This window comes from Nonomuraea sp. NPDC049400 (genome assembly GCF_044466425.1).
In the GTDB taxonomy this organism is placed as follows: domain Bacteria; phylum Actinomycetota; class Actinomycetes; order Streptosporangiales; family Streptosporangiaceae; genus Nonomuraea.
Map to the genome: position 1 here is coordinate 26927 of NZ_JBITMP010000037.1, position 12216 is coordinate 39142.

The 12216-nt window shown below is 69.6% G+C and carries 14 protein-coding genes; 9 read left to right on the forward strand and 5 right to left on the reverse strand.

The features are described 5' to 3' along the window. Positions 1-196 precede the first annotated feature (196 nt). The 4 genes from ACIBVN_RS41265 (at position 197) to ACIBVN_RS41280 (ending at position 3319) form a co-directional block, all read left to right on the forward strand. Entirely contained in the window at positions 197-1582 is a 1386-nt protein-coding gene (locus ACIBVN_RS41265; protein WP_397145739.1) for an RNA-guided endonuclease InsQ/TnpB family protein, read from the forward strand. Between the two features lie 298 nt (positions 1583-1880). Then, on the forward strand, positions 1881-2372 hold the full coding sequence (locus ACIBVN_RS41270) for an FGGY family carbohydrate kinase (RefSeq protein ID WP_397145740.1): 492 nt from the start codon (positions 1881-1883) through the stop codon (positions 2370-2372). Next, positions 2373-2783 carry a hypothetical protein gene (locus ACIBVN_RS41275; RefSeq protein WP_397145741.1) on the forward strand — a complete coding sequence of 137 codons (411 nt, stop codon included), beginning with the start codon at positions 2373-2375 and terminating at the stop codon, positions 2781-2783. Continuing rightward, positions 2708-3319: an FGGY-family carbohydrate kinase gene (locus ACIBVN_RS41280; protein ID WP_397145742.1), complete on the forward strand. Its 612-nt coding sequence runs from the start codon at positions 2708-2710 to the stop codon at positions 3317-3319. The genes ACIBVN_RS41275 and ACIBVN_RS41280 overlap by 76 nt, the downstream gene beginning before the upstream one ends. Here ACIBVN_RS41280 and ACIBVN_RS41285 read toward each other — a convergent pair. Continuing rightward, complete coding sequence (locus ACIBVN_RS41285) at positions 3316-4290, reverse strand: LacI family DNA-binding transcriptional regulator (RefSeq protein ID WP_397145743.1); 975 nt, start codon at positions 4288-4290, stop codon at positions 3316-3318. The genes ACIBVN_RS41280 and ACIBVN_RS41285 overlap by 4 nt on opposite strands. A 1824-nt stretch (positions 4291-6114) precedes the next feature. Here ACIBVN_RS41285 and ACIBVN_RS41290 point away from each other — a divergent pair. The 3 genes from ACIBVN_RS41290 to ACIBVN_RS41300 all read left to right on the forward strand — a co-directional run bounded on the left by ACIBVN_RS41290 (position 6115) and on the right by ACIBVN_RS41300 (position 8241). After that, the gene (locus ACIBVN_RS41290; RefSeq protein WP_397145817.1) at positions 6115-7173 is read left to right on the forward strand and encodes a SulP family inorganic anion transporter; all 1059 of its coding nucleotides are present in this window, start codon (positions 6115-6117) and stop codon (positions 7171-7173) included. After that, positions 7125-7328, forward strand: a complete 204-nt coding sequence (locus ACIBVN_RS41295; protein WP_397145818.1) for an STAS domain-containing protein — start codon at positions 7125-7127, stop codon at positions 7326-7328. Before ACIBVN_RS41290 ends, ACIBVN_RS41295 begins: the two co-directional genes overlap by 49 nt. A 73-nt stretch (positions 7329-7401) precedes the next feature. After that, on the forward strand, positions 7402-8241 hold the full coding sequence (locus ACIBVN_RS41300; RefSeq protein ID WP_397145744.1) for a universal stress protein: 840 nt from the start codon (positions 7402-7404) through the stop codon (positions 8239-8241). Positions 8242-8258: 17 nt separating this feature from the next. On the opposite strand, the gene ACIBVN_RS41305 is transcribed toward ACIBVN_RS41300, so the two are convergent. After that, positions 8259-8936, reverse strand: coding sequence for an SDR family NAD(P)-dependent oxidoreductase (locus ACIBVN_RS41305; RefSeq protein WP_397145745.1), 678 nt, complete (start codon positions 8934-8936; stop codon positions 8259-8261). A 220-nt stretch (positions 8937-9156) separates the two neighbouring features. Here ACIBVN_RS41305 and ACIBVN_RS41310 point away from each other — a divergent pair, with 220 nt between their 5' ends. Beyond that, a complete protein-coding gene (locus tag ACIBVN_RS41310) occupies positions 9157-9852 on the forward strand; it encodes a TetR/AcrR family transcriptional regulator (RefSeq protein WP_397145746.1) in 696 nt (231 codons plus the stop codon). Positions 9853-9897: 45 nt separating this feature from the next. Next, a complete protein-coding gene (locus ACIBVN_RS41315) occupies positions 9898-10122 on the forward strand; it encodes a hypothetical protein (RefSeq protein WP_397145747.1) in 225 nt (74 codons plus the stop codon). Here the strand turns inward: ACIBVN_RS41315 and ACIBVN_RS41320 are convergent. From ACIBVN_RS41320 to ACIBVN_RS41330, 3 genes are all read right to left on the reverse strand, one after another. Next, on the reverse strand, positions 10119-10886 hold the full coding sequence (locus ACIBVN_RS41320; protein WP_397145748.1) for an SDR family NAD(P)-dependent oxidoreductase: 768 nt from the start codon (positions 10884-10886) through the stop codon (positions 10119-10121). The genes ACIBVN_RS41315 and ACIBVN_RS41320 overlap by 4 nt on opposite strands. 183 nt (positions 10887-11069) lie before the next feature. Then, complete coding sequence (locus ACIBVN_RS41325; RefSeq protein WP_397145749.1) at positions 11070-11441, reverse strand: DoxX family protein; 372 nt, start codon at positions 11439-11441, stop codon at positions 11070-11072. Between the two features lie 85 nt (positions 11442-11526). Beyond that, the gene (locus tag ACIBVN_RS41330; protein WP_397145750.1) at positions 11527-12207 is read right to left on the reverse strand and encodes an SDR family NAD(P)-dependent oxidoreductase; all 681 of its coding nucleotides are present in this window, start codon (positions 12205-12207) and stop codon (positions 11527-11529) included. Positions 12208-12216: the final 9 nt, after the last annotated feature.

A 12216-nucleotide genomic window follows, 5' to 3' on the forward strand; every position in this document is an offset into this window, starting at 1 on the left:
GACGGTCAGCGGCGTCCGGCCGCAACTCCTGGCGACGTACGAGTCGGAAAGTCAAGGACATCATTTATTCGCGCGTGGAGAACTGGTCGCTCGGGAGCGGGCGGGAAGGGGCACCCTCTCGAAAACATTATGGAAAACTTCGGCGACACTCGGTAATACGTGCGGTGGGTGATGGTCTTGTGACAGGAGGTGCGCGATGGCGACCCGCCGCTTCGACACCAACAAACAGGACCTGCCGCCGGTGGCGCAACCGCAGCTCGCCGCCACCCCGGCCCAGGACCCTGGCCTGGAGAAATGGCGGTCCGGGCACCGCGCCCGGCTGGCGCTGACACCCGCGCAGGCCCGCCTCATCGACGACCAGGCGCACGCGGCCCGTGCACTGTGGAACCTGCTGCACGACTGGTGGACCATGCTGGCCAGACACCAGCGCTCCTTGGCCGCGGCGGATGCGGCGATCCGGCAGGCTCGCCAAGAGATCGACTGGCTCGCCGTACTGCCCGCCCAAGCCGCACAGGCTTTGCTGAAGACGTATTTCCAGGCGTGGAAGAATTGCTGGGAGGGCCGGGCCGAGGAGCCGACCTTCAAGGCCCGCTTCCGGTCGGTGATGTCGGTGGACATCCCGCAGGGCCGGGACCTGCAGATCACGCGGGTGCACCGCCGCTGGGGCATGGCCAATATTCCCAAACTCGGTCGGGTGCGCTTCCGCTGGACCAAGGACCTGCCCGTCGGCAAGAAAGCCGATGCGGGCAACCGGATCACCGGTGCCCGGCTGGTCAAGGACGCGCTCGGCTGGCACATCGCCTTCCGCGTCCAGACCACCGCCCCCAAGCCCGCGCCCCACCCGGGTCCGCCCGTCGGCATCGATGCCGGTGTGGCCGTACCGCTGGCCCTGTCGGATGGCAACCATCAGACCCATGATGAGTGGAGGTCCACCAAGGACAAGCCGAACGCCTGGCTGACCGACAAGGAACAGGCCGGCCTGCTCGACCTGGAGCGGCGGGCAGCCCACCGCAAGAGCTTCCGCAAGCCGGGCGAGCGCAGCTCGCGCCGGCTGCGGGCGACCTACGACCGGGTCGCGCGCCTGCGTGCAAGAGCCAAGCGCCGGGCGATCGACTGGCAGCACCAGACCACCACCTCAATCGCCCGCACCTACGGCATGATCGTGGTGGAAGACCTGCCCATCGCGAATATGACCAAGAGCGCCAAGGGCACCGCCGAGGCTCCTGGGAAGAACGTCGCGCAAAAGTCCGGCCTGAACCGTTCCATCAGCCAAGAGGCCTGGGGCCGCACCGTGACGATGCTGACGTACAAGGCCGCACGCTATGGCGGCGCGCTGTACAAGATTCCCGCCCCCGGCACCTCCCTGCGCTGCTCGGCATGCGGGTTCACTACCCCGGGCAGCAGGGAGAGCCAGGCCGTATTCGTGTGCAAGAACTCCGGTTGCGGCTGGTCCGGCAATGCCGACCACAACGCCGCCCGCAATACCTTGCATCTGTATCGGATGGGCCTCGCGCTCGTCCCGGCTGCCGGGAGGGCAGTCGTCAGGCGCGCTCGCCGCGTCAAGCCCGCCACCGCAAGGTAGGAGGGAATCTCCTCCGTTCACCGGAGGAGAGCACTTCAACAACAGGCCTTCGCCTTCAACTTCAACATATCGGCATCGACGGCCTGGCCATCCCCGACGGCGGCATCCGCGCGGTCCAGCTCGGCCAGCTCTCGGCCACGTTCATCTACCCGACGGGCGCGCAGGAGGCGGCCGACACCGTCAACAAGATCCTGCACGGCCAGCCGGTCGAGAAGAAGCAGGTGCTCGGCACCACGCAGGTCACCAAGGAGAACGCGGCCGAGCTGTACAAGCAGTTTGACCTGTCGGGGGCGAACTGATGTTCCTCGGCGTCGACATCGGGACCTCGAGCTCCAAAGGGGTGCTCGTGGCGCCCGACGGCACGGTCGTGGCGACGGCGGTACGCGAGCACCCTACCGCCACGCCACGGCCGGGCTGGTTCGAGCATGCGGCCGAGGACGTCTGGTGGGCCGACTTCGTCTCGATCGTGGCGGAGCTGGCCCGCCCCGGCATCGCCGCCGTCGGGCTGAGCGGCATCGGGCCGGTCGTGCTGCCCTGCACGGAGGACGGCACGCCGCTGCGGCCCGCCATCCTGTACGGGGTGGACACGCGCGCCACCGCCGAGATCGCGGCGCAGACCTCCCGGTACGGCGCCTCGGCGATCCTGGAGCGGTGCGGGTCGCCGCTCACCTCCCAGGCCGTGGGACCCAAGCTGGAGTGGCTGCGGACCCACGAGCCCGAGGTGTGGGGGCGGACCCGGCGGCTGTTCATGGCGCACTCGTGGCTGGTGCACCGGCTGACCGGCGCCTAGGTGCTCGACCACCATTCGGCCAGCCAGTGCACGCCGCTGTACGACACCCGTGCCCATGAGTGGATCACCGACTGGGACCTCTTCCCCGAGCTGGAGCTGCCCGCGCTGGCATGGAGCGGCGACGTCGCCGGCACGGTGACCGGGCCGGCGGCGGCGCTGACCGGGCTGCCCGAGGGGATCCCGGTGGTCGCCGGGACGATCGACGCGTGGGCCGAGGCACTGAGTGTCGGGGTGACCTCGCCGGGGGACGTCATGCTGATGTACGGCACCACGATGTTCCTGGTCGAGGTCCTCGCCTCGCGTGCCGTCTCGCCGCGGCTCTGGGGACCGCCGGGGTGTCGCCGGGGACGTACAACCTGGCGGCCGGGATGGCCACCTCCGGGGCGGTCACCGGATGGCTGCGGGACCTGACCGGCGCCTCGTACTCGTCGCTCACGGACGAGGCCGCCGCCGTGGGGCGCGGGGCGGAGGGGCTGCTCATGTTGCCGTACTTCGCGGGGGAGCGGACGCCGCTCTTTGACCCGGACGCGCGCGGGACCGTGATCGGGCTGACGCTGCGGCACGGGCGCGGGCACCTGTACCGGGCCGCGCTGGAGGCGACCGCCTTCGGGGTGCGGCACAACCTGGAGGCCATGCGGTCGGCGGGCGGATCTGGCAAGCGGCTGGTGGCGGTGGGGGGCGGCACGAAGGGCGGCCTGTGGACGCGGATCGTGTCCGACGTGCTCCAGCAGGCGCAGGTGCTGCCCACGCACACGGTCGGCGCGGCCTTCGGCGACGCCATGCTGGCCGCTCAGGCTTGCGGCGTCTCATGTGAGGGGTGGAATCCGGTGAAGTCCGTGGTGGAGCCCGACCCGGGCGCGGCCGAGGACTACGGACGACTGTACGAGCTCTACCGCGACCTGTACGAGTCGACGTCCCACATCGCCCACGAGCTCGCGGGGCGTTAACGGGCGCTGCTCTGGCGCGGGTGGAGCTCGGCCGGCAGGACGATCGTGGCGGGTTTGGCGGCCGGGGTAGCGATGCGGTCGACCAGGAGGCGGGCGGCCATCCGGCCCAGCTCGTACGTCGGCTGCGTCACCGTCGTGGGCGAGGGGTGCACCAGGTCGGCCCACGGGATCTCGTCGAAGCCGACCAGCCCCATCTGCCCGGGCACGTCCACCCCGCGCTCGGTCAGGCACCGCAGCGCACCCACCGTCATCAGGTTGTTGGCCACGAACACCGCGTCGGGAGGCTCGGGAGAGGACAGCAGTGCGGCCATGGCGTCATAACCCCCCTGCTCGCGGAAGTCCGTGCGGACGATCACAGGCGGCGTGGACACGGCGGCAGTGTAGCCGCTCAGGCGCAGGTCGGCGGTGCTCACGCCTTCGGGCCCCGTGATGCACGCGATCCGCCGGTATCCGGCCGCACGCAGGTGCTCCACGGCCGTGCGCGCGCCCGCCTCGTTGTCGACCACCACCGTGTCCACGTCGCCGCGGGGCAGCTCGCGGTCGACGGCGACGACCGGGATGGGTGACTCGATCAGGGTCTTGGCCGCCTTGACGCTCCCCGACGAGGAGATGATCACGCCGGCCATCTGCTCGCTCAGCGCCGCCGCGACGTACGTCTCCTCCTTGACCGGGTTCTCGTCGCTGTTGCACAGCACGACCGAGTAGCCCTCCTGCTGGGCGACGTCCTCGATGCCGCGGACCATGGCGGTGAAGAACGGGTTGCCGATGTCGGAGATGATCACTGCCCAGAGTGTCGTACGGCTGCGCCGCAGGTTGCGCGCCACCGCGTTGGGGCGGTATCCGAGCTCGCGGACCGCGGTGAGCACCCGCGCGACCATGGCGGGGTCGACGGTCCTGGCGCCGTTGAGCACGCGGGAAACGGTTGCGGCCGACACACCGGCCTCACGCGCGACATCGTAGATAGTGGGCATCGCTCCAAGTTTCTACCATCGCGGAGCCCCGTGCCCCGTCCTCGCGTGGACCGGGTCGAGGTCCTGGTCCAGGAATCGCTTTCCGTCCATGATCATACTTCCACATTTCTAGAAATATTGAAATGTGTGGGTTTAGCTGCATAAATGCTCGACTCAAGTCCTGACAAATCAGGGCTTGACGGGTGTCACAGGCCGTGATTGTACGTTCATCCAGAAATCGATTGCTCAGACCTCTTCTCCCTTCACCCCCACCCTCACGGCCTCCTGACTGCCGCGCGCTCAGGGGTCCCGCACCGCCAGGAGAAGTCATGTTCCCGATCGTTCGACGATGTCTGGCCACGGGCCTGGCCAGCCTGATCATCACAGCCATGGCGGCCGTCCCGGAAACCACGGCCGCCGCCGCCTCGCCGCCGCCCAGCCCGTTCTTCTCGACGGTGCAGATCGACTCCGCCGCCACGGTCGGCGCGCCCGCCGTGGGCGACAACCGCAACCACGGCGACCTGTGGCCGAACTGCTGGTCCGACGACGACAACGTGTACACCGCGTACGGCGACGGCATCGGCTTCGGCACGGCGTACAGCGACATCGGGGTGGCCCGCATCTCCGGCATGCCGGGCAACCTGACCGGCACGCAGCTCCCCATCGGCGACAACGTCGGCCAGGTGTGGAAGCCGAACCACACCCGCAAGCCCACCGGCATGGCCTGCGTGGGCGGCACGCTCTACCTGGCCGTGCAGGACCTGGCGTTCGACTTCGACGACGCCCCGGCTGCGACGATCGCGAAGTCGACCGACCATGGCCGGACGTGGACGTGGGACCGGTCGGCGCCGATGTTCGACAACGGCCTGTTCACCACGATCTTCTTCCTGGACTACGGCAAGGCGTACGGCAACGCCCCCGATGGCTACGTGTACGCCTACGGCCTCGACCACAACTGGCGCGACTCCTTCGCCAACCGGGTGCCGGACCCGGTGGACGTGTGGCTGGCCCGCGTGCCCAAGGACGCGGTGCAGAACCGGTCGGCCTGGGAGTTCGTGAGCGGCTTCACCGCCTCGGGCACGCCCACCTGGTCGGCGGACATCGGCAAGCGGGTCGCGGTGCTCCACGACGACCGGCGGCTCTACCCGGACGTCTACACCGCCAACCGGGCCAGGAACCTGAGCGTGATCAGCCAGGGCGGCGTGGTCTACAACAAGCCGCTCAACCGCTACATCTACACGTCCTGGACGGAGTACACCTTCGAGTTCTACGAGTCGCCCACGCCGTGGGGCCCCTGGAAGCACTTCTCGGGCAAGGACTTCGGCGGCTACCCGTGGACCAGGACCAAGCACGGCGGTTACGCCACGACCATCCCGTCGAAGTACATCAGCGCCGACGGCAAGTCGATGTGGCTGCAGTCGAACGTCTGCCCGTGCGGCGGCGGCTTCCCCGACGGGGAGCACTGGGCGTACACGTTCTCGCTGCGCAAGATGCGCCTCGAGCCGCACGTGGACACCATCCCGGGCAACGCGCCGGACGCGGCCAGGAACCTGGCCCGCGAGCCGGGCACCGTGGGCATCGAGCGGGCCGCGCATTTCGGCAACACCGCGTTCTACAACGACGGCGACAAGGCGCAGAACGAGGACGACTGGAACGACGAGCGCAAGGGCGCGAGCTGGTGGGGCTACACCTGGCCGCGCGAATACCTGATGAACAAGGTCTCCTTCACCAGCGGGCAGATGTTCGGCGACGGCGGCTGGTTCGCCCAGGATCTGCGGGTGCAGGTGCGCAGGAACCACGAATGGGTGGACGTGAGCGGGCTGCGCGTCACGCCGGACTACCCGTATGACCACACGGCCGGGCCGAACCGTACGTACGAGCTGGGCTTCAACCCGGTGGACGGCGACGGCGTGCGCGTCATCGGCGTGCCCGGCGGCACCCGCACGTTCACCTCCATCGCCGAGCTCGAGGTCTACTACGGCGGCACGACCGGGATGCTGCTCGGCGGCTCGCCGGCGGATCTCACCGGTGACGGCAAGGACGACGTCGTCACCTTCACACGCGGCTCCGACGCCGACGCGGATCCCGGCGCCGCTGCTCGCCGTCCTGCTGGCCACCGCCTGCGTGACGCTGCTCGGGCTGGAGCGGTACGGCATCAAGGTGGTGGGCGCGATCCCCGCCGGGCTGCCGATGCCGGCCCTTCCGGCGCCCGACGATCTGCGGCACCTGCTGCTGCCCGCTCTTGGCGTGCTGCTGGTGGGCTACAGCGACAACATGCTCACGGCCCGGTCGTTCGCCGCGAAGCACGATCAGCAGATCGACGCCAACCGGGAACTGCTCGCGCTCGGTGTGGCCAACCTGGGCGCGGGTGTCCTGCACGGGTTCCCGGTCAGCAGCAGCGGCAGCCGTACCGCCCTGGCCGACGCGGCCGGCGGCCGCAGCCAGGTGTATTCGCTCGTCGCTCTGGCCGCCATCCTGAGCGTGGTCTTCTTCGCCGGCCCGCTCCTGGCTGACTTTCCCATGGCCGCGCTGGGCGCCATCGTGATCTACGCCGCGACCCGGCTGATCGATGTGGCGGCTTTCCGCCGCCTGGCGGCCTTCCGCCGCAGCGAGCTGCTCCTCGCGGCCCGGCCACATGACGCGATCCTGGGCGTCGTCCCGGGGCTGGCGGGGATGCATGACGTGGACGATTATCCGGCCGCCCGGACCATTCCCGGGTTGGTCATCTATCGCTACGACTCCCCGCTGTTCTTCGCCAACGCCCAGGATTTCCGGCGCGCCGCGCGCTTGCCGCGGTCGACCAGCACGAGGGCCCTGTGTCGTGGTTCGTGCTCAACGTCGAAGCCAATGTGGAGGTGGACGCCACGGCTCTGGACGCGGTGGAGTCGCTCCGCGCCGAACTGACCCGCCGGGGCATCGTGTTCGCCATGGCCAGGGTCAAGCAGGATCTGCGTACCTCGCTCGACGCGTTCGGCTTGACGGAGGTCATCGGAGAGGACCTGCTGTTCCCGACTCTGCCGACCGCCGTGGCCGCTTACAAGCGATGGCAGGCCCCGTGACGGGACTATGTGCGCAGATGTCCGTTTCGGGAAGAAGGAGGGAAGGGGATAGCTCTGTGAAGGAGGCCCGGTGATGGCCGGACCGATCGTGGTCGGCGTGGACGGCTCCGAGTCGGCGAACGCGGCGGCGGAGTGGGCGGCGGCCGACGCCCTGCGCAGACGGCTGCCACTGAAGGTCGTGCATGTGTGCGAACGGCGGCCGGGTGGCATCGAGGGCAGGAAGTACTGCCTCGGCGTGCTGGAAGCCGCCGCCGACAGCGCTCGCGCGGTGAGCGGGGATGTCGAGGTGAGCACCGAGCTGGCCGAAGAGAACGTAGTCGACTTCCTGATCGGCCAGTCGGCGTCGGCTGATTCCCTGGTGCTGGGCAGCCGGGGATCGGGGGGATTCGCGGGACTGGTGCTCGGCTCGGTCGGCCTCGCGGTCGCGGGGCATGCCGAGGGACCGGTCGTCATCGTCCGCGGGCCTGCCGCCGCGGAGCACGGCCAGATCGTGGTCGGTGACGACGGCTCCGAAAGCGCGCAGGCGGCAATGACGTACGCCGTCGAGCAGGCGCGTGCCCGCCACGCACGGCTCCTTGCCATCCACGCCTGGCAGGCGCCGCTCGTCTCTGCCTACGCCCCGGACTACGGTCTCCTGCTGGAGGACGCTTTCCAGGAGGAGGCTCGTGCGGCTCGGGAGCGGATGACCCGGTGGCGCACGGAGAACCCTGACGTTGAGATCACGGAACAGCACGTGAGAGAGCATCCGGTGCCCGCCCTCGGCGAGGCCTCGGCCACAGCTGACCTGGTCGTGGTCGGTTCGCGTGGGCTGGGCGCTTTCGCCTCCGCGGTGCTCGGCTCGGTCAGCCACGGTGTGCTGCACCGCGCCGCCTGCCCGGTCGCGGTGGTACGGCCACGCGCCAGGAAGCCATGAGCCCCCCGGGTGCGGCGTCAGAGCGTGAAAACGCGCTCGGCCTCGTCGCGGTGGGTGGTGTGCAGCTCCCAGTAGACGGGGGCGATCTCCTCGGGCTGGGCCGTCGGAAAGTCGGGGATGACGGACAGGCCGATCGACACGTCGATGCCGACGTGGGCGGCCTGGATGCCGGTTCCGGTCAGTTCCTTGTGCAGGTTGATCGCCCAGTTGCGCAGGGCCGCGGCGGCGGCGTTGACGTTGCCGACCTGCGGGACGGGGTCGATCGAGCCGGCGCCGGTGGTGTAGAGCAGGGTGCCCGCGCCGGACTCGCGCATCGCCGGCAGTACCGCCTTGGTGGCGGCGATGGCGCCGTAGAGCTGAAACTCCATCTCGTGCTGCACATGCGAGGGTTCGGTCTCGGACGGAATGGTCAACGCGGTGGAGCCGAGCGTCCCGACCGGGGAGTATTCCAGGACGTCGATGCCGCCGAACTGCGTGACGGCGTCCTTGAGCGCCTGGATGAGCGCGTCGCGGTCGAGCACGTCCGCGGGGAACGCGGCGGCGGTGATGCCCTCGGCGGTGAGCCGGCCGACGAGATCGTCCAGCTTGGCGCGGTTGCGGGAGATCAGGGCTACGTCGAAGCCGTGGGAGCCGAAGGTGCGGGCGATGGCCAGGCCCAGCTGGGGGCCGGCTCCGACGATGGCGATGCTGGTCACAGCAGTCCTTTCGGAGAACGTGGTGGGTGAGACGGTGTGTCAGGCGAGGTTTGAGAGCGGTCTTGCCGACGGTGCCGGAGGCCCTCTGCGGCTTGTCCAAGCGGCCGCACTCGAGCCGGATAGGCCTATCCGTTTCAAGATTTGGATAGAGCTATCCGTTTCGCCGTGACTACAGTACCACCAAAATGGATAGGGCGCTCCGATTGCTAGACTGGCCGGTATGAACCCTGCCGCCCAGCCCCCCGACGGCGCCGCCCCGCCCATGCGCAGCGACGCCGAGCGCAACCGGGGGCGGATCATCGCCGCGGCGCGCGCGGTGTTCGGACGCGACGGCCTCAATGCCTCCATGGCATCCGTGGCCCGCGAGGCAGGTGTGGGGATCGCCACCATGTTCCGCCACTTCCCGGCGAAGGAGGAGCTCGTCGCCGCCGTCTTCGCCGACCGCATGGACGCCTACGCCGACGCGGTCGCCGTCGCCCTCGCCGACCCCGACCCCTGGCACGGTTTCACCGGCTACATCGAGGCCGCCTGCGCGATGCAGGCCGCCGACTACGGCTTCGCCGACGTGCTGACCATGACCTTCCCCACCGCCAAGGCTCTGGAGGAGCGCCGCAACGAGGCGTACGAGGGCATGGTGCGGCTCATCGACCGTGCCAAGGCCACAGGCCGTCTGCGTGCGGACTTCGACCCCTCGGATCTGGTGCTGATGCACATGGCCAACGCCGGCGTCGTCAACGCCACCGGCGACGCCGCCCCAGACGCGTGGCGACGCGTCGTCGCCCTGTTGATTCAGTCTTTTGAGGCCCCGGCCCGGGGCACTCTGCCCGCCTCGCCCGAGCATGCCGCTCTCTACAGGGCCATGCTCCGCGCAAGCCCGGCGGGCATCACCGCACCGGAGCCGGACAAGAGCAGCTGACCTCAGGACCGCAACCATCGCCTCCGGCATGGCACGGCGGGCAGCATGTCGGGTGCGGTCTCATTCGTCAGGCCGCTCGCGGGGCCGCGCCAGAACGCCGGACCTGCCCGGCGGCTGCGCCCGCTGCGCGACGAGGACGCGCCGAACGCCTCCATCAGCGTGCGGAGGTGGAAATTGCCGCCTGCCTCTGTCGGCGGCGAAGTGGTCGCAGACGGCGGCACCGACCACTTCGAGGAGTCTGTCAGCAACACGCCGGGACAGCACGCCTAGCCGAGGAGGCTGCCGCCGGTGGCGTCGAGGGACGCGCCGGTGATCCAGCGCGCTTCGTCGGTGGCGAGGAAGACCACCACGTCGGCGACCTCCTCCGGCTCGCCGATGCGTTTGAACGCCGACACTTGGGACATCTGCTCCCGTACCTCGGGGATCTTGAAGATCTCCGAGCCGTTGTCCGTGATGCCGGGGACCACGGTGTTGACCGTGATCCCCCGGGAGGCGAGGTGCCGTGCGAAGTGCAGTGAGAGCTGTTCGATGGCGCCCTTGGCCATCGCGTAGACGGTCTGCGGGGGGCTGGCGACCCGGCTCAGAGCGGAGGAGATGTTGATGATGCGTCCTCCGTCGGGGAGCAGCCCGAGGGCGCGCTGGGTGATGAAGAAGGGCGCCTTGGCGTTGACCGCGAACAACTTGTCGAACTGCTCGGCGGAGACCTCCTCTGGAGCGGTCCCGCCGGGCAGGGTCTCGGCGGCGTTGTTCACCAGGATGTCCAGGGTGCTCTGCCCGGTGCGCTCCTCCAGGCCGGCCTCCAGATCGCGGAACAACTGGTGGATGTCGCCGGGCACGCTCAGTTCCGCATGGACCGTGAAGGCCTTGCCGCCGTTCTTCTCGATGAGCTCGACGGTTTCCTGAGCGGCCTGCTTGTTGTGCGCGTAGTGCACGGCGACCATGGCTCCCTCGCGGGCCAGGCCGGCGGCCGTGGCCCGGCCGATGCCCCGGCTGGAACCCGTGACGAGAGCGGTCTTGCCGCTGAGCTTGTCCATGATGGTGATCCCTTCGGAGTCCCGGACCGCGGGACGCGGCCGGTGGTGGATTCCTTGGATGGCGTCCAAGGCGCCTTTCAGGTGGACAGTGACGATCTCGACGGACTGTCCCTGCGGGCGTCGCCGGCGCAGCGCCTGGAGCTTCCAGCGCGGCTTGTCGCACTGGTCGGCCGGCGACGGGGGTCAGAAGCTGTAGGGGCCGAAGCGGCCCCAGGCCACCAGGGCGGCCAGGACCAGCAGGACCGCGTTGAAGGCGATCGCGGCGGGTTCCTTGCGGCGGGCGTGGGTGAGCGCGGCCAGGACCATCACCACGGCCAGACCGGTCGCGGCCAGCGGGGTGAGGAAGGGGACGATGCCAGTGGCCGCGGGCAGGATCAGCCCGAGCGCGCCGGCGAGTTCGGCCACGCCGATGAAGCGGATGGTGCCGGCGGAGAAGTCCTCCACCCAGGGCAGCTTGGCTTGGAGCTTGTCCTTGGGCTGGGTGGACTTCATCACCCCGGCCATGCCGAACATGACAGCCAGCACGGCCTGCACGATCCACAAGACGATGTTCATGAGAATTCCTTCGGGAAAGAGGGGGGTGGGCGGGAGGCTGGGGCGGGTCCTCCGGCTTGGCGGATGTCTTGGTGGGAGCCGCCTGTCAGCCGTTGAAGATGACCTCGGGCCGGTCGCGACGCTCGTGCAGGTCCCAGTACAGCGGGGCGATCTGCTCGGGCGTGGCCGTGGGGAAGCCTTCGGGGCCGCCCCCGCCGATCCAGACGCTGATCGCCACATGCGCGGCGTACACGCCGCTGCCGGTCAGCTCCTTGTTCAGGTTGAGCACCCAGTTGCGCAGGGCTGCGGCGGCGGTGTTGACGTTGCCGAGCATGGGGATGGGGTCCACTGAGCCGCCGCCGGTGGTGAACAGCAGTGTGCCCGCCCCGGCCGCCCGCATCGCGGGCAGCACCGCGCCGGCGGCGGCCACCGCACCGTAGAGGTTGTACTCGATCTGCGGCTGCAGGTTGTCCACCGTCACCTCGGAAGGGACGGCCATCGTGAAACCGGGCACCGGCGAGTGCGGGGCCGGGGAGTACTCCAGCACGTCCAGACCACCGAAGCGGTCCTTGGCGGCCTCCAGGGCGGCGGTCAGGGAGGGCCGGTCCAGGACGTCGGCGGGGAACGCGGCGGCGGTGATGCCTTCCTGGCCGAGCTGGCCGGCCAGGGTTTCCAGCTTCTCCTTGGTACGGGCGATCAGTGCGACGTCGAAGCCGCGGCTGCCGAAGGTGCGGGCGATGGCCAGGCCCATGCCGGGGCCGGCGCCGACGATGGCGATGGTGGGCATGATCAGATC